At 59.2% G+C, this 17,186-nt stretch carries 15 protein-coding genes and 1 pseudogene; 6 read left to right on the top strand and 10 right to left on the bottom strand.

Annotated features, from left to right (window positions below; translation table 11 throughout):
- Positions 1-73: 73 nt before the first annotated feature.
- The 4 genes from P3G59_RS16470 to P3G59_RS16455 form a co-directional block, all read right to left on the bottom strand.
- Positions 74-775 carry a DUF695 domain-containing protein gene (locus P3G59_RS16470; RefSeq protein WP_277758099.1) on the bottom strand — a complete coding sequence of 234 codons (702 nt, stop codon included), beginning with the start codon at positions 773-775 and terminating at the stop codon, positions 74-76.
- Between the two features lie 64 nt (positions 776-839).
- The gene (locus P3G59_RS16465) at positions 840-1,490 is read right to left on the bottom strand and encodes a hypothetical protein (protein ID WP_277758098.1); all 651 of its coding nucleotides are present in this window, start codon (positions 1,488-1,490) and stop codon (positions 840-842) included.
- Positions 1,491-1,541: 51 nt separating this feature from the next.
- On the bottom strand, positions 1,542-2,333 hold the full coding sequence (sseB, locus tag P3G59_RS16460; protein WP_277758097.1) for an enhanced serine sensitivity protein SseB: 792 nt from the start codon (positions 2,331-2,333) through the stop codon (positions 1,542-1,544).
- Between the two features lie 135 nt (positions 2,334-2,468).
- Positions 2,469-4,595 carry a TonB-dependent receptor gene (locus P3G59_RS16455; RefSeq protein ID WP_277758096.1) on the bottom strand — a complete coding sequence of 709 codons (2,127 nt, stop codon included), beginning with the start codon at positions 4,593-4,595 and terminating at the stop codon, positions 2,469-2,471.
- A gap of 109 nt (positions 4,596-4,704) precedes the next feature.
- On the opposite strand from P3G59_RS16455, the pseudogene P3G59_RS16450 reads away from it, so the two are divergent.
- Positions 4,705-4,797: pseudogene (locus P3G59_RS16450) on the top strand (polyphosphate kinase 2); the annotation flags it as partial.
- Between the two features lie 27 nt (positions 4,798-4,824).
- Here P3G59_RS16450 and P3G59_RS16445 read toward each other — a convergent pair.
- A complete protein-coding gene (locus tag P3G59_RS16445) occupies positions 4,825-5,565 on the bottom strand; it encodes an NAD(P)-dependent oxidoreductase (protein ID WP_277758095.1) in 741 nt (246 codons plus the stop codon).
- Positions 5,566-5,753: 188 nt separating this feature from the next.
- Between P3G59_RS16445 and P3G59_RS16440 the strand changes: the two genes are divergently transcribed.
- Entirely contained in the window at positions 5,754-5,969 is a 216-nt protein-coding gene (locus tag P3G59_RS16440; RefSeq protein WP_277758094.1) for a hypothetical protein, read from the top strand.
- A 25-nt stretch (positions 5,970-5,994) separates the two neighbouring features.
- Here the strand turns inward: P3G59_RS16440 and P3G59_RS16435 are convergent, their stop codons facing one another.
- Positions 5,995-8,607 (bottom strand): EAL domain-containing protein, encoded by a 2,613-nt coding sequence (locus P3G59_RS16435; protein WP_277758093.1) that lies wholly within the window; start codon positions 8,605-8,607, stop codon positions 5,995-5,997.
- Positions 8,608-8,828: 221 nt separating this feature from the next.
- Between P3G59_RS16435 and P3G59_RS16430 the strand changes: the two genes are divergently transcribed.
- Positions 8,829-11,033, top strand: a complete 2,205-nt coding sequence (locus tag P3G59_RS16430; protein ID WP_277758092.1) for an OsmC domain/YcaO domain-containing protein — start codon at positions 8,829-8,831, stop codon at positions 11,031-11,033.
- Between the two features lie 170 nt (positions 11,034-11,203).
- On the opposite strand, the gene P3G59_RS16425 is transcribed toward P3G59_RS16430, so the two are convergent.
- The 3 genes from P3G59_RS16425 to P3G59_RS16415 all read right to left on the bottom strand — a co-directional run bounded on the left by P3G59_RS16425 (position 11,204) and on the right by P3G59_RS16415 (position 13,260).
- Positions 11,204-11,698, bottom strand: a complete 495-nt coding sequence (locus P3G59_RS16425; RefSeq protein ID WP_277758091.1) for a PaaI family thioesterase — start codon at positions 11,696-11,698, stop codon at positions 11,204-11,206.
- An 8-nt stretch (positions 11,699-11,706) separates the two neighbouring features.
- Positions 11,707-12,864, bottom strand: coding sequence for a GGDEF domain-containing protein (locus tag P3G59_RS16420; protein ID WP_277758090.1), 1,158 nt, complete (start codon positions 12,862-12,864; stop codon positions 11,707-11,709).
- Between the two features lie 147 nt (positions 12,865-13,011).
- Positions 13,012-13,260, bottom strand: a complete 249-nt coding sequence (locus P3G59_RS16415; RefSeq protein WP_277758089.1) for a hypothetical protein — start codon at positions 13,258-13,260, stop codon at positions 13,012-13,014.
- 170 nt (positions 13,261-13,430) lie between these two features.
- Here P3G59_RS16415 and P3G59_RS16410 point away from each other — a divergent pair, with 170 nt between their 5' ends.
- The 3 genes from P3G59_RS16410 to P3G59_RS16400 all read left to right on the top strand — a co-directional run bounded on the left by P3G59_RS16410 (position 13,431) and on the right by P3G59_RS16400 (position 15,965).
- Positions 13,431-14,075 carry an ATPase gene (locus P3G59_RS16410; RefSeq protein ID WP_277758088.1) on the top strand — a complete coding sequence of 215 codons (645 nt, stop codon included), beginning with the start codon at positions 13,431-13,433 and terminating at the stop codon, positions 14,073-14,075.
- Between the two features lie 86 nt (positions 14,076-14,161).
- A complete protein-coding gene (locus tag P3G59_RS16405) occupies positions 14,162-14,503 on the top strand; it encodes a hypothetical protein (RefSeq protein WP_095111982.1) in 342 nt (113 codons plus the stop codon).
- Positions 14,504-15,323: 820 nt separating this feature from the next.
- Positions 15,324-15,965 carry a LysE family translocator gene (locus P3G59_RS16400; protein WP_277758087.1) on the top strand — a complete coding sequence of 214 codons (642 nt, stop codon included), beginning with the start codon at positions 15,324-15,326 and terminating at the stop codon, positions 15,963-15,965.
- Here P3G59_RS16400 and P3G59_RS16395 read toward each other — a convergent pair.
- Entirely contained in the window at positions 15,962-17,155 is a 1,194-nt protein-coding gene (locus tag P3G59_RS16395) for a GAF domain-containing sensor histidine kinase (protein ID WP_277758086.1), read from the bottom strand. The genes P3G59_RS16400 and P3G59_RS16395 overlap by 4 nt on opposite strands.
- Between the last annotated feature and the right edge of the window lie 31 nt (positions 17,156-17,186).

Here is a 17,186-nt window from a genome sequence, read left to right as displayed (position 1 = left end):
AGCTCTGCGCTTCATTCTTCAACTTATCCAGCACAACGCCATTTTCGGTCCCTGCCGCAAGCGTCCCTGTTCATCACTCCAAACACATTTTAGGGGTCATGCGGATGTCGACACGGCTTGCTCCATTTGCACTGCGCGCAGGCTCTTTACGACCGCTCCATTCGACAGGATAAGGTCCGCTCGGTGCCAGCAGCGCCTGCATCCGGCTCATGAAATCAGTGTCACTTCGGGCGTAGAAGATCCACTCCCGACGGTGTTCTCCCGTGACCGTGCACACCCACTTCGCGAGCCCATCATCCGCCGCGGCCGACAGTAAAAGGGCCTCCATTTCATTCATGCGTACCAGATCACGAGGTCGCGGCAGAAGTTTCCTGGAGGTGTAATTCCAGCGGACTCTCATCTTGAACGGTAGCGCCTGCTGCTCCGTCGCGGAAAATGAGCGAGCAGTCCGGTAACTCATGGGGCTGGGGATGTCCGGATAGTCGGACGCCTGAAAGGTCTCCTCGCCCGGCTCGGCGAGGCGCATTTGCGGGTAAAGATCTGGGCCATTGCCAAGAATGGCTTTGAGTGCAGCATCACTTGCGTCCTTACGGTCAGCCACGCAGTCATCGTAAGCAGCACTCTGGATCGGGCCTTCATCCAGGCACGGGTCGCGTTCGATCGGTGGCGGGGGATGGGAGCAGCCCGTGTTAAGCAGAGCTGTCGATGCCAGCAGCAAAAACAGCGGCCAAGCGCGATTCAGGGTGTTTCGATTGTCGGGTTTGACGTCATTCACAACGTGCCTTCCTTGGGAGGGGTGAGAACTGGTTTGGAGTGGAAGTGATCGAACAGTGTCGCGATTAATGCCGACTGACCTGCTTGAGCCAGTTCCAGAAAGGGTCGTTCGATTCGCTCACATCCATGCACTCTGTACTGCGGACCAGATCCGCTGCGCGCGCCGGTATGCCCAGCCCGAGCGTTCGCTCGACGTGGCTTCGCAACAGAAGAGGCGGAGGAGGGTAATCGTCTTCGGCGTATTCTTCTTTGCGTACTTCATCCGGGGTCAGTTGAAACTGCTCCGGCCAGCAGAGCTCGTCGTAACCGATAGCCAGCAGCCTCAACAAGTCTTCAATCGTGTCGGTCAGGACGCAAAGCATCGTTGACCCGGACCCTGATCCCAGATGGACGAACCGCTGTTGCCCGCTGTCGTCCAGCCACAGCCCGGCCCACGAGCCGTCTCCGCCGGTTCTGAGGAATATGATCAGGCGCTGGTTTACGTCAGGATCATCGCTGTTAGTCCAGCGGGCGGTGTCGGCAGGTACTGGCAGGTAAAAAGCGGTTGTCGCCACATCGCTGTGTGCAGGGTCCGGATGCAGCGTCATATAGCGTGTGCCATCGCGGTGACTGCGCACGCAGCCATGTTCTTCCAGCAACTCAAGTGCCTGGCGAAGGCGTGCGGGCAGTGGATTGCCCGCAGGAAAAGCGGCCGCCATTTCATCGGTGAAGTTCATTCATTTCCTGACTGGGTGGGCATTGGAGAGGGTTGCGTTCCGGTTCAAACGTCACGCTTTACCAAACCCCAGGAAAGCACGCAGTTTATTGCCCCACTTGCGCTCATAAAACGGCGTGGTCTCCCTGAGAAAGTAATCACTGAGGCCAGCTTCACCTTGGGACACCCGGCACAAATCAACCGGCTCGCCCTGCGGCGCGGTATCCCCGGCAACATTACCCGCCTCACGCATAACCCGCTCAATATCGCCGTCCGCCTCGATACCCACGATCAAGTGCGGTTTTTCGTCCACCGAGGTGTCATGCATCAATGCCAGAAACGCGCGCTTCACATTGGAATGTTTGACGAGCAACTGCGTGAGCGAGTGGACCATTTGGGATGGGTATTCGGCGGGCTGGCCGAGCAACACGTTGGTTTCTTTCTCGACCGTGCGTTGCGTGGCGGTCTGGCCAACGGCATCGGCGAGCAAATTGCGCACCTCTTGCGGGAAAAACTCTTTGCCGTACGGCGACTTGGGATTCAGGCAGAGCAGGGCGCCCAGTGTGATTTCGAACAACGAGCGGGCGGGAATCTCCAGGTAGGACTGCTCGCTGTCGATGGACAGTTGCAGTGTTTGCAGTGACGAGAAAAACGGGATGACCGGTGTGCCGTCCGGTTTTTGCCAATGGGCGATGCTGATGTTGCTGCCGGCTTCGAGATTGACCAGGCCGTCGGCCTCACCGGCAGTTCCGAGGATGTATACCTTCGAATTCAACAGGGTGTTGAAAAACTCGGGACGATGTGCCGGTTCGTCGGCGGCCCGTTTGAGGCTTTTTTCCAGCAGGTTTTCTGGTTGGGTATCCATGGTGTTCATCCGTGACTCGTTCAAAAACAGGGCAAAGCGTCGAGATCATTGTGAGAGCTGGCTTGCCAGCGATGGCGGTGGGTCAGTCAACTTCCTCGGCACAGCCTATCCGCCATCGCCAGCAGGGGGAAGGCTTCAGAGCAAGCTCCACGACACCCCGACATAAACCCCCATCCCTTCACCCGGCGTAGACCGAGCGGCATCCAACCCTTTGTCGTCATACCCCGGCGTCACCGTTGCCGCGTAGTGCTTGTTGGTCAGGTTGCGCATATCCACCCAACCCTGCCAGTCACCCTTCGGCGCGTTGTAACCCAGCGTCGCGCCGAACAGTGCGTAGGGATCGGCGTAGTAGCTGTTGGCGTAATCCACGGCCACCTTCGACACCAGTTGCGTATTCACCGCCGCAAAGAAACCCTGCGGCCAGTCGTAACGCAATTCGCCCTGGTAGTAGTGCATCGGCAGACCGGGCAGGCGGTTGTCGCCGAAGCGATCGTCATCGCGATAGTGGAAGTCGCTGAAGGTATACGCCTGACGCAGACCCAACCGACGACCGTCGGCAGCCGACCAGAGTGTGCTGTTGAGGCTGGCTTCGATGCCTTGGTGCACCGTGGGGCTGGCGTTCAACTCATAAGGTGTAACGGCGTTGGCATCCGGCAACACCGACAACAATTCATGCCGCACCTGCGCGTAGTACCACGCCAGGCTCCATTCACCGAGGGCGCTGTCGCCACGACCGCCCAGCTCCAGCGTGGTCGCGGTCTGGTTCTGCAGTTTGATCGGGTCTTTCTGCGTGCCGGTCGCGGCGCCATTACCCGCCGGGAAGCGCACGTTGGAGCTGTAGATCAGCGACCACGGATGCGGTGCTTCAACCGAGCGGCTGAGGTTGCCGAACACTTGCAGGTCCGGGGTGATCTGGTAGCGCAAGCCGAGGCGCGGCGCGTAGTCCCAGTCGTTCATGCTGGTTTTGCCGCCGCTTTGCGGGTAGGTCACGGCGCTTTCGCGGCGGGTGTAGATAGCGGCAAGGCCGGTGGTCAGCCAGAGGTCGTCGGCGATTTCCAGGTCATTGCCGAAATGCAGAACGGTGTCCGAGCCCTGATAGGTGAAGTTGCGCATGCGAGTGCCGGGCACGTAGCTGGCGGTGTTGCCGGAGGGGATGCGCACGAACTCGCTGGCGCCGTCGTTGGGCAGGTGCTTGGTCACGCGCAGGCCGACGTTGCTGCGGCTTTCCATGCCGAAAATCGTGTCGCGGCGTTTGTAGTCGAACGTGCCGCTGACGTCGGTGTAGGCGACTTTCAAACGGTTCGGGCCTTCGCGCAGGTCCATCGGGTAGTCGTGGTAAACGAGGCCGGTCTGGATGCTCGAATCGTCGTCGATGTAATAGGTGGTCTTGTTGCCGATGAAGGTGCTGCCCGGCTGTTTGCGGCTGTCATCGCGCGCCACGTAGGACGGGTTGGCCGCGCGCGGCGAGTGTTCGATGGAGTGCTTGGTCACGCGGCCGGCGAGGTCGTTGTCGGTCTCGCGGTAGCGGATGTAGAAGCGGGTTTCCAGGTTCGGGTTGAAACGATAGCCGAAGTTGGCGATCACGCCTTTGCTCTCGCTGGCGGTGTGATCCTGATAGCCGTCGGCGTTGGCGTCGGTGAGCGACACGTAGTAATCGAAATCGCCGAGCACTTGCCCGGAACTGACCTGACGCTGTTGATAACCGTGGCTGCCGGTGGCGTAGCGTACTTGCAGTTTCGGCGCGTTGTAACCGGTGTGGCTGACGTAATCGATGGCACCGCCCAATGCCAGCGAACCGCGATCGAAGCCGTTGGCGCCGCGCAGCACCTCAACGTGATCAACCCACAGCGGTTCGAGCAATTCATACGGCGTGCCACCCGGGCCGGTCAGCGGCAGGCCGTCGAGCATGGTGTACAGCCCCGAGGCATGGGCGCCCGGCGCGCGGTTGATGCCAGACCCACGCACGGAAATCTTCACCCCTTCGTTGCCCGCTGACTGCGCGTAAACGCCCGGCTGATAGGCCAGCACATCCTGATTGCTCGCCACGCGGCCCTGTAACGGCTGGCGCATGTCGACCACGTTGGTGCCGCCGGGGACTTGTTCCAGACGGGTTTTGGCTTCTTCGACAGAAGCATCGGTGCCGTCGCGGTCCTCGGCCGAAATCAGCACTTGCCCCAGTTCCAGACCTTGAGTCTCGGCCATTGCCGGGCAGGCGAGGGCCAGGCCCAGCAGGGCGGTGGGCAGGGATTTGGACGCGGGCATCGAGAAAACTCCAGGCAGGCAAGAACGGGCAATGAACAGTGCGACGTAACAAAGAACGAACGAAACACATGGCAATTTGGCTTTTTGCCCGGCAATGGCAATCAGCACGGCACGGACTGATCGCGAGAAAAGCCAGATGCATGTGCAGCGTTATCTGCCCTGTCTACCGGCAGCAGGCGAAGTGGCGATCTTTGTTCGCAGTGGGTTCATCCTGGCCGCACGTACCAGCTCAATGAGGCAGTACGTGCCCCTCCAGAATTTTGAATGCATCGTCCAGGGGCGTATAGCCTACGACCTCTCTGGTCTTATCAATCGCAAGACGCTTGTATCTGTTGTCCGAGACGCCATGGACAACGTGGAACCCCGTCAAGTCGGCCTCCACGCAGTTGCGCAGTAACGCAACAACATCGCGCAAGCTGATGAATGCCGCGACGTCCCTGTGACTTTGGCTTTCCCCAGGTTGGAAGTGTGCGACGTTGGCAATGCGCACGGCGACGGTCGTCATCTGAGCATCATTTGCAAACATTGCTGCCAGTGCTTCCCCGAATGCTTTGCCCACCCCGTAAAGGTTGCCGGGTCTGGGTGCCATGCATTCGTGGACTTGAACGTCCTTTGGATAGCCTTCAATGGCCTGGGCGCTGCTGGCAAATATGAAACGTTTGCAGCCTTGAGTTTTCGCGGCGAGAAGCATGTTGTAGGTGCCAACAATGTTCACTGGCAGTACAGAGGTCATGAAGTCAGCGTCCGGGTTCGGATCCGCTGCGAGATGAATCACGGTGTGTATCCCTTCGCAGGCCTCAATGCAGCGGGGTAGATCCGTGATGTCGAGCGAAAGGCTTTCGACCGAGTGCGGAATGTTTTTTACGTCCACGTCGGCTAAACGCAAATCCAGTTCATCGCCATACGCTGTCCAAAAGGCGCTGCCGATCTTGCCTGCAGCACCGGTGACCAGGATTTTTTGCATACTCATTTCCGTGTGTCCTCAGGGTGAGATTCCATTCTGGCCTCTCGGCCGTGCAGTTGATTACCATCCTGAAGCGCTTCTATCAAGGTGTTTCAAGGTCCGCTCGCGCACGCGGCTGTCCATCCGTCGACTGCGCTGAACCATCGCGATCTCGTTTCTTTCTACCTGTGGAGTCCTTCACGAGATCATTCCCTATGTTCGATCAGCGCAAACAAGACAAACTGGCGGCATGGCGAAAACTGGCGACGCAGTCGCAGATGCGTCTGGACCCGGAAGAACAGTATGACGAGCTGCTCAAGGCCGCCGATGAAATGGAGGAGCAAGGCCTGATCACCAGCGCCGAATGGCGGCAGTTGGTGCGCGATGCGGGCAATGTGTTTACCGGTGAACCGGGTCGGACACAACGCTGATCAGTCGGCGGACATTTCAAACGTCTCAGATTACCCGGCCTTTCTTCAGCTTCGGTTGCGCGCCTCTGGAATCGCGCAAAAGCCGCGCAAACGCGACTTTGTCGATCGGCCGACTCATGAAATAACCCTGCACCTCATTGCATTGATCGACCCCGAGAATATCCAGTTGTTCTTCGGTCTCGACCCCTTCGGCAGTCACCGTAAGGCCCATGGCTTTGCCCAGGCCGATAATCGCTTGCACCACCGCGCGATCATTGGTGCCGCTGCTGATCGAGGCAATGAAGCGCTTGTCGATCTTGATCCCGTCAAAGGGGTAGGCGCGCAGATAGCCTAGCGATGAGTAACCGGTGCCGAAGTCGTCCATGTTCAGGCGCACGCCGAGTTGTTTCAGGGCGTTCATGGTCGTCAGGGCGCCGTCGGTGTCGTTGAGCATCACGTTTTCGGTGATCTCCAGTTCCAGGCGACTGGCCGGGAAGCGGGTTTGAATCAACACCTCGCGAACATCCTCGACCACATCGCTGACGGCAAACTGCGCGGGCGACAGATTGACCGACAGCAGAATGTCTTCGGGCCAACCCAGCGCGGTTTCGCAGGCTTCGCGCAGCACCCAGCGACCGAGCGGGACAATCAGATCGGTCTGTTCCGCCAGCGGGATGAACAGGTCCGGGCCGAGCAGGCCTTTGGTGGGGTGTTGCCAGCGCACCAGCGCTTCGACCGAAACGATGTGTTTGCCATCGACCTTGTAGCGCGGCTGATAGTGCAGGATGAATTCGTTGTGTTTGAGCGCGTGGCGCAGGTCATCCTCCAGTTGCCGGCGCGTCTGGATCTGGTCGCTCATGTGCGCTTCGAAATAACACCAAGTGTTCTTGCCCTCGGATTTGGCTTGATAGAGGGCAATGTCGGCATAACGGATCAGGTCGCTGGGCACATAGCCGTGGCGGCGACTGAGCGAGATACCGATGCTGGCGCCGATGTGCAGCGGGTGATGTTCGAAGACGATCGGTTGATGCAGGCTGGCGATCAGGCGGGTGCAGAACTTGTCGATTTCCTGCTGACTGTCCATGCCGTTGAGCACCACGATGAATTCGTCGCCGCCCAGTCGCGCGACGATGTCGTGTTCGCGGGTGCATTCACGCAGGCGCGCAGCGACTTCTTGCAGCACGGCGTCGCCGGCCGGGTGGCCGAGTGAATCGTTGATCGGTTTGAAGTTGTCGAGGTCGATCACCAACAGCGACAGCGGGGGCGCGTGCTCCTTGAGCAGCAGCGCCTCATCCAGATAACGCGCGAGTTTGTTGCGGTTGGGCAGACCGGTCAGGGCGTCGTGCATCGACAGATGCTGGATTTGCGCATGAGCGGCGACCTCGTCGGTGATGTCGCTGGCGGTGCCGCGATAGCCAATGACCGCGTGTTTGTCGAAGATTGGCCGGGCGGACAACCGACAATGGCGCGTCTGGCCAGAGTGGTCACGGTAGGTGCAACGCAAGTCACTCGCGCTGTTCTCCTCGGTCAGTTTTCTCAGCCACAGTTCCAGCGGCGTGGTGTCGCAACTCAACAGGTGGCCGATGTCTTGCCCCAGCCACAGGGTTTGCGGGTAACCGGTCACTTCGCTGAAACGTGCCGACAGGTACGTCAGCGCCAGGTTGCGGTCGACTTCCCAGATCCAGTCGGACGCCGCTTCGGCCACGGCGCGAAAGCGTTCCTCGCTGGCTTCCAGGCCACGGTTGGCTATTTCCAGGGCCTGATTGGAGGTTTGCATGACGGCAAAACTCTGGTCGACGTATTGCGATGACCGCAAGGCGTGCCGAAAGAAATAGGCGGTCAGCAGCATCAACACCAGCATGGTCGCGCCGAGGGGCGGCAGCAATGACCATAATAAATGTTGCCCCGGCCTTTGCAGATCGGCGATCAGGCTGTAACCGGTGTTGTCCAGCGCTACGCGTGGACGCTCAGGTGCAAGGGTTTCATCCAGCGCCAGGGTCAGGTTGCTCAAGCCATAACCACTGCCGATCAGACGCAGTTTGGTCGGGGTCAGTTTGTCGACGAACACCAGCACCGAGGCGGTCTGCGGATCGCCAAGTGGCCGCTCATCGTTGGGAATGATCGCCGCCGCTGAGACCAGCGCTGGCCAGCCTTCGAACAGTGAATAGCGAGTGACAGGCTTGCTCAGGTCACTTTGGCCCAGCACTTGATCCAGCAACGCCGTAACGCTCAATTGCACAAACGCGGAGAACTCGGCGTCGAGCAATTGCCCGCGCACCACGGCGTAGTGGGTGCCTTCGCGGTTCAGCACGAAAACGCCGTCATAACCGTCACTGGTGAACAGGGTCTTGCCGACGTTCTGCTCGGTGTACGCCCAGTCGGTGTCGACCTGACCGCTCAAATGCTCGTAGGCGGTGGTCCAGTAGGCGTAGCTGGTGATGTAGTTCTTTGACGCGGTGATGCGGTTTTCCAGAGCGCGGGCTGAATAGAAGCGGGTTTTGTTGATTTCCTCGGTGTCCAGCTTATTGGCGATCCCCAGCAGAGCCACCGTCGCGGCAATCACGCCACTGACGAACAGCGCACCCACCGCGACGGCCAGGCGCCGGGTGACGGCGCTCTGGCGCGGTGGAAGCGGGGCTGCATAGCTGGAAATGTCCATGTGCTCGTCCTTGATCCGCTGTCTTCTGAATCTAGAACCACGGCGCAGGCGCAATGTTCAGATTCTTCTGGCCAACTGCATTGAAAGCGTAGTGAACCCGGCGTGAATTGCCTCCCCAAGTGCAGGATGCCGATCAGCGGCGATTCCCGAAAGGGCAAGACTTCCCGCGCAAAAACCGGATAATGGCCGCCATTCGTTTAGCCGTATTCTGGTAATCCCGCATGGAAATCAAGGTCAATTTTCTCGACAACCTTCGACTTGAAGCCAAGTTCGACGACTTCACGGTGATCGCCGATCAGCCCATCCGCTACAAGGGCGATGGTTCGGCACCGGGGCCGTTCGACTACTTTCTGGCGTCGTCGGCGTTGTGTGCGGCTTACTTTGTGAAGTTGTACTGCGACACGCGCAACATCCCCACGGAAAACATTCGTCTGTCGCAGAACAACATCGTCGACCCGGAAAACCGCTACAACCAGATCTTCAAGATCCAGGTGGAATTGCCGGCGGACATCTCCGAGAAGGATCGCCTGGGCATCCTGCGCTCCATTGATCGCTGCACCGTGAAGAAGGTTGTGCAGACCGGTCCGGAATTCATCATCGAAGAAGTCGAAAACCTCGACGCCGATGCTCAGGCCCTGTTGATGCCGGTAGCCGGCTCGGACGCAGGCACCTTCATTGCCGGCAAAGACCTGCCGCTGGAACAGACCATCGCCAACATGTCGGGGATTTTGGCCGACCTCGGGATGAAGATCGAAATCGCTTCGTGGCGCAACATCGTGCCCAACGTCTGGTCGCTGCATATCCGCGATGCGCATTCGCCAATGTGCTTCACCAACGGCAAGGGCGCGACCAAAGAAGGCGCACTGGCCTCGGCGCTGGGCGAGTTCATCGAACGCCTGAACTGCAACTTCTTCTACAACGATCAGTTCTGGGGCGAAGAAATCGCCAACGCCGAGTTCGTGCATTATCCGGACGAGCAATGGTTCAAGCCGGGCCCGAAAGACGAGTTGCCGAGCGAGATCCTCGACGAATACACCCTGAAGATTTACAACCGTGACGGCGAGTTGCGCGGTTCGCACCTGTTCGACACCAACTCCGGCAACACCCAGCGCGGCATCTGCTCGCTGCCGTTCGTGCGCCAGTCGGACAATGCAGTGGTGTACTTCCCGTCCAACCTGATCGAAAACCTCTACCTGAGCAACGGCATGAGCGCCGGCAACACGCTCGCTGAAGCGCAGGTGCAGTGCTTGTCAGAAATCTTCGAACGCGCGGTCAAGCGCGAAATCCTCGAAGGCGAAATGGCCCTGCCGGATGTACCGCAAGCCGTGCTGGAGAAGTACCCGAGCATCCTCGCCGGCATTAAAGGCCTGGAAGAGCAGGGCTTCCCGGTGCTGGTCAAGGACGCGTCGCTGGGCGGTGAGTTCCCGGTGATGTGCGTGACCTTGATGAACCCGCGCACTGGCGGTGTATTCGCCTCGTTCGGCGCGCACCCGAGCCTGGAAGTGGCGCTGGAGCGCAGCCTCACCGAACTGCTGCAAGGTCGCAGCTTCGAAGGCCTCAACGACTTGCCGGCGCCGACGTTCTCTGGACAGGCCGTCACCGAGCCGAACAACTTTGTCGAGCACTTCATCGACTCCAGCGGTGTGGTGTCGTGGCGTTTCTTCAGTGCCAAACCGGACTTCGAATTCGTCGAGTGGGACTTCTCGGGTCAAGGCGAAAACTCCAACGCCGAAGAGGCCGCGACGCTGTTCGGCATCCTTGAAGACATGGGCAAGGAAGTCTACATGGCGGTCTACGAGCACATCGGCGCCAAGGCCTGCCGCATCCTGGTGCCGGACTACTCGGAGATCTACCCGGTCGAAGACCTGATCTGGGACAACACCAACAAAGCCCTGCAATTCCGTGCCGACATCCTCAACCTGCACACCCTCAGCAAGGTCGGCCTGCGTAACCTCGCCCAAGGCCTGGAAAACAGCGAACAGGACGATTACACCGAGATCACCACGCTGATCGGCATCGAGTTCGATGACAACACGCCGTGGGGCAAACTGACGATTCTGGAGCTGCGCCTGCTGATCTACCTCGCCCTGCAGAAGTACGAACAGGCCAAAGACCTGGTCGAAGCTTTCCTGCAATACAACGACAACACCGTCGAGCGCGGCTTGTTCTATCAAGCGGTCAACGTGGTGCTGGAGATGGAACTGGACGAAGATCTGCAACTGGAAGACTACGAAGCCAACTTCCGCCGCATGTTCGGCGACGAGCGTATGGATGCGGCGATTGGCTCGGTCAATGGCAGCGTGCGCTTCTATGGCCTGACGCCGACGAGCATGAAGCTGGAAGGGCTGGATCGGCATTTGCGCTTGATCGAGAGCTATAAAAAGCTGCATTCGGCGCGGGCGAATGTGACGGCTTTGTCGCGCTGAGATCGCCGCTAAAAAGCACCTTCGGGTGCTTTTTTGTGCGTGTAACAATTTCGATCGCGATCCAATGTAGGAGCTGCCGAAGGCTGCGATCTTTTGATCTTGCTTTGGTCGCGAATAAAGCAAAGTCAAAAGATCGCAGCCTTCGGCAGCTCCTACAGGGTTAGCAAACCTCAGCGCCCATGTGCCGCATCCGCCAGTAGCTCCGTATCAACCCGAACAAACACCGAATCACTCACCGCCGTCAGCACTTCCCCGGCAAACACCTCACAGATCACCCGCGTCTTGCGCCCGACGTCACCGTCGATTTTCGCCCGCAAAACCAGTGGTACGCCCATCGGTGTCGGTTTGATGAACTTGATACCGAGGTTGCCGGTGACGCAGTCGATGCGCGGCAAGCTGCCGGGTTCGCGGTTTTCTGCGCGGTAGTGATACGCCATCGCCGTCCAGTTGGAATGGCAGTCGACCAGCATGGCGATCAGGCCGCCGTAGACCAGGTCCGGCCAGCCGCAGTATTTGGCGTCCGGCAGGTGTTCGGCAATGACGTGCACGCCGTCTTCGTGCCACTGGCTTTTGACGTGCAGGCCGTGCGGGTTGCGCCCGCCGCAGCCGTAACAGACGCCTTCGGGCGCGGCGAGGTCTTGCAGCGGCGTTTCGAAGCTGGACATGGTTTTTATTATCCTGGAGTGGTGAGTCCGGTCAGGCGCAAGCGATTGCGTCCGCCGCGTTTCGATTCGTAGAGGGCGGCGTCGCCTTGCTCGATCAGCGCGGTGAGGCTGGCCGGCGGGTTGTCGAACAGGCTGGCGCCGATGCTCAGGGTCACGGCAGCGGTGGTGGGGAATGTCTGAGAGGTCGTGCTCAGAAACTGCTCGCGCAGTGTGTTGCCCAGTTCCATGACCCGCTCGGCCGATGCGCTGTTGAGCAGGATGACAAACTCGTCACCGCCCAGGCGTGCGGTCAGCGCATTGCGCGGCAGCGCCGAGCGGATGATCTCGCTCAGGGCGATGAGCAAACGATCCCCGGCGGTGTGGCCGTACTGGTCGTTGACCAGTTTGAAATTGTCGATGTCGATCAGCAGCAGGGCGCCGGGATGCTCCGGCGAAACGTGTTCAAGCAGGCGCGGTGCACGTTTTTCCAGGGCGCGGCGGTTGTACAGGGCCGTCAGCGGGTCGCGCTCGGCGAGGCGGGCGATCTGTTTTTCCCGGCGGTAACGTTCGGTGCCGGTCATCGACAGGGCGATCAACATGATCGCCATCGCGCCTTCAACCAGGGAAATCTGGATGATCTCGCCACGAAACGCCGCCAGATCGATCAACGTGCCGGGGATCACCACCGTCAAGGCTTTGGCCACGTAGAAGATCCCGTGACCGAGCAGGACGTAACGCAACTGCACCGCACCGACGCTCAACGACTTGCCGTGGGGGCGCAGCAGTGAACTGGCCTTGAGGGTCGACAATGCCACCAGCAGCGAATTGGCCGCCAGCATGACCTTCGACCACAGCGGCCCGTCCGGCAACAACAGCATGACCAGCCAGGTGACGAAGATCAGGTACCAGGCCGGCGACAGCCGTATCTGGGTGAAGCGCGCCACGCCGAGCAGGAACAGGAAATGTGCGGTCACCAGCAAGCCGTTGGCGAACCAGATGCCGATCAGCAAAAAACCTTTGCTGCGCAGCAGGGCCAGGGTGGAACCGACGGTGATGGTGGCGAAACCGGCGCTCCAGAACAGTAGCGAAGGCTCACGAATGCTGCGCCACTCGATCGCCAGATACAGCGCGGCGGCGGCTGCGAGGGCGATGGAAATGGTCAGCATCGTAGGTGGGTCGAGCGGCATTTCTGGATGAGCCTGTCTGATTGGCAGTGAGACCGGCGATTGTAAGCGTTCGGGCGGTTTTTTCGCAGCGGTCGTGTTGCCGCGCAGACCACTGGCTGCGGGGAGGGCGCGGTTGCTCGCCGCCACCCCGACCACTGCGCCGATCGGTCATTGCTCGGGTGCGAGCCAGGTGTCCACCACTCGACGATCAAGTTCTTCCCAGTACGCCATGCCCAGCACCCGCGTGGTGTTCAGCCCGCGCAGGTAACCGCGCAACTGATTGGCAGTGTCTGCGATGAGCTGCGGGTCATTGGCGTTTTTGTCCAGCAATACGCTTTCGTACTGCACGAGGTACTCGGCTACGCGCTCGCGAAAGTCAGGCAGAACGGCGTCTCGGATCAGGTCAAACGTTCTCAAGGAAGGTTCCTCATGGGGCTTTTTTCTACTTGTATTGAGTGTGTATCAGTCTGCACGTCGCGCAACTATTGCTAGAAGTAATAGTGACCATCACTAAACGCAAGTTCTGCTTTGTCGGCGATCGGCGGAAAATCACTCCCATCGAACACGCCGCTCAAGGAATTTGCGCGATGAACACACTGACCCGATTGGCTTTGGTCGCCTTGCTGACAGGCGGCGCACTGTTCACTGCCCCGACTTACGCAGCCGACGCCGGGTCGTGTCACTTCCAGACCATCACGGGTAGCAGCGCCACGTTGCAGCATTCGCAAACCGTGGGTGTGTTGCTCAGTGAGAACACGCTGGACAACCTGCAATACCTTGGGCGTTACCACGACATGGCGGTCAACGGCGCAAAAGGTGCGCTGGATTCGCGGATTCGTGAAGCTTTTGTCAGCAGTTCCGATCCGGAATTGGCCATCGACTGGCTGGTGAGTTCGCTGCAACAGCAGTTCTCGTCCGTGACGGTTTACGACAACCTTGATGCATTGCTGCAGGCGCATCCGGACATCGTGGTGAAGCTCGACACCTTCAATCGTTTGCTGACGCGGCAAAACAGCCTGGTCGAAGCGCGTTTCACCGCACGGTTCTACGACGCCGAGCTGCAATACATCGGCAAGGCTGAAGGCGCCGTCGAGAAACAGCTGCCGTCGGTGTGGGTGCCTGACCAGGCGGCTCCGGCCATTGCTGCGCAGATCGACAAACAGCGTGACCTGCAACTCAACGCGTTGCAGCAATTCGATGTGTCGCTCAAGGCGCTGGTGGCGTCGAGCTGATCACTTAAAACATAAATGGCGACGGCGGCTCCGTGAGGCTGAACCGTTGCCGGTTGAACCGAACCTTTATTTTCAGGATGACACCGATGCGTCTTTTCTTTGTGCCTGCTTTGGCCTTTGCCTCTTTGTTGCTCGCCGGTTGTGCATCGGCGCCGAATAATCCGAGCCTGACGTTGCAGACCAGCAAGACGCCTGCGCAGTACGCTGATTGTGTTGTGCCGAAGTTGCAGGGCAGTGCGCTGAACCCGACTGTTTCGCAGACTCAGCGTAGTTATCGGATTGTGGTGCCGAGCAAGATTTCTGCTGACAACGTTTTAGAGGCCTATAAAGCCGGGAATGGCGGCAAGGTGTTTATTTACGAGCGGCATTTGTTGGCTTCGAATCTTTTGCCTTCGAGTTTTGAGCGGGCTGCTCAGGATTGCATTTGATTTTGGCTTTTGTACGGATTTGACTGAGCTCCTTTGGTTGGCCGCAACCAACCAATTTTTTGCCTCGCGCCCTGATGTGGTTGCGGGGCTTTTTTTTGTTTGGGCTTGGCGGCCTTTGGGCCGACCATGCTTTGGGGGTTCTTTGTGAATATCCGTTGCTTCGGGTGCTGCCGCTGACGGTTTCGCTCTTACAGCGACTCACTTTTCCAGACGCCGAAAAGTAAGCAAAAGGCTGGGCCCCGGCGTTCGGCCCGCTCGCTGGGGCTCGGGGTTCCTTCGTTACGGGATTGATCCGGGGGCAGCGCCTACGGTTTGCTTCGCTGCACCTCCTCTCGCTGTGTTTGGCTTCGCCAAACGGTCGCTGCGCTCCCACCCCCGGATCAATCCCGGAACGAAGCCTGCCGAAGGGGCCGGCACGGCAAGATCAAGAGCGGCAGCCGAGCTAACGCTCATCCTGTTGAGTGGTGGAAGAGCATGTGGTCGGCTTTGGGTTTGGGTTTGGGTTTGGGTTTGGGGAGAGGGCGGATTTGTGGGTTTTTCAAAGCCGGGTTCGACTCGGTATTTCACGTGGTTTGTTCTCTGTCGGCAGCGGCGATGTTGGGGCTGGGGGCTTTGTTGGAGTGGTGGAAGAGCATGCGGTCGGCTTTTGATCTGGTTCAGTATCGAGTTCAACTCGGTATTTCATTTCGGTGTACTTCTCGCAATCACCTCGGTCAGTCCCCTCTCCCTCCGGGAGAGGGTTAGGGTGAGGGGCTTTTGATCTGGGCTATGCGGCAGGTTGTTGTAACATGCGGCAACTTCAATCTTGCGAGCAGCGAAAATGGATTCTCACTCGATATTGACCTTCACTCTGGTCGCCGCAATTGCCATTGCCAGCCCTGGGCCGGCGACGTTGATGGCGATCAACAATAGTCTCGCTCACGGGCAGCGCAGTACGATCTGGTCTTCGTTGGGCAATGCCAGCGGTTTGTTCTGTCTGTCGGCAGCGGCGATGTTGGGGTTGGGGGCGTTGTTGGCCAGTTCCGAAATTCTGTTCAATGCGGTGAAGATCATCGGGGCCGGGTATTTGTTTTACCTCGGGGTCAAGCAGTTATTCAAAAAGGGGCCGATGCTGCCGGAGGGTGTCGAGGGGGAGGCGAGTAGGGTGCGGCCGACTCGTGGCAAGTTGTACAAGTCGGCGTTCCTGACGGCGGTGACCAATCCCAAGGCGACGATGTTTTTTACCGCGTTGTTCCCGCAGTTCATTGATCAGGGCGCCGCACTGCTGCCGCAGTTTTTGATCCTGACCTCGATTTTCATGGCGTTGTCGGTGTCGTCACTGAGCGTTTACGCCGCGCTGGCGTCCCGCGCCAAGGGTGTGTTGACCCGTCCGGCGTTGTCCCGTTGGGTCAGCCGTGTGGTCGGTTCGACCTTTATCGGTTTTGGCGCGGCGATTCTGACGATGCGTCGGCAGACGGCTTAAAGCCATTTGAACCGGGCCGGGAATCTCGCGACGAAGCAGGTTCCCGACTCGGCGCTTGAGGTAACGCTCAATGTGCCGTTATGCGCCATCGCTATCTGCGAGGCGATGTATAGCCCCAGCCCCAGCCCTTCGCAACGTTGTCCGGCCTCGGCTCGGGAGAACGGTTCGAACAGCAGTGGCATCAGTTGCGCTGAAATCGGTGTGCCCTGGTTGGTCAGGGAGATCACAATCTCGTCCTGTTCTGCATAGGCCTTGAGGACGATGGGTGCGCTGTTCGAACCATGTGTCGCGGCGTTGCCCAGCAGATTGGAGAGCAATTGACTGACGCGCAGCGCATCGCAATAGATGCCTGCCGGCACATTCAGCTCTTCAATGAAATTCGCTTGGGGGTGCGAGGCCTGGACTTCGGCAAGGGTCAATTGCAGGGTGTGCTGCAAGTCGTCCACCAACTTGCGCTGCACCGGAATCCCGCCGCCCAGGCGTCCTCGAGCAAAGTCGAGGATGTTTTCGATCAACACGCCCATGCGCACCGAGCTGTTGCGAATCGCCGCAATCAGGTTGAGCGAACGTTTGTCTTCGGTTTTGCTTTCCAGCAAGTCGGCGCTCATGCGCACCGCGCTCAGTGGTGTGCGCAAGTCGTGGCCGAGTACGGCGATGAATTGCTCGCGCAGGCGCCCGAGTTCATTGGCGTTGTTCAGCTCGATCTGGGTCGCTTCCAGATGGCGTTGCGTGTCCAGGTTCATGGCGATCAATTGAGCGAACAGGGTGAGTGTTTTGGTAATGGCCGGTTCGTCGATATTGGCCGGTACCGAGTCGATGGCGCACAGCGTGCCGAAGAAGTCGCCATTGGCTTTGATGATGGGAATGGAGATGTAGCTTTCCAGCCCATAGGTTTTCGGCGTGTGGTGTAGCGAAAAGACCGGGTGCGCACTGGCGTGTCCGAAGATCACGGGTTGTTGATGCTGGCGGATCTCGTGGCAGATGGTCGATTCAAGCACCAGTTCTCCACCGGGTTTGAGCCCGAAATCAATGGAGTCATCCACCGCGCACGCCACCCAGTTGCGCTCAGTGACCCGGGCCACCGCGGCGAAACGCATGCCCGTGAGGTGCTTGACCATGCTCAGGATGACCGGAACCGCGTCAATGCTGCGGATGGCTTCGATGTCGGGGGTGAAGGCCGGATTGGTCATGGCGCGATGCTTTGTGAAGAATTCGCTCAGA

It is taken from the genome of Pseudomonas sp. A34-9 (assembly GCF_029543085.1).
Classification (GTDB): domain Bacteria; phylum Pseudomonadota; class Gammaproteobacteria; order Pseudomonadales; family Pseudomonadaceae; genus Aquipseudomonas.
The sequence above is the reverse complement of the archived record's forward strand: the minus strand, read 5'-3'. Positions and strand labels throughout refer to the sequence as shown.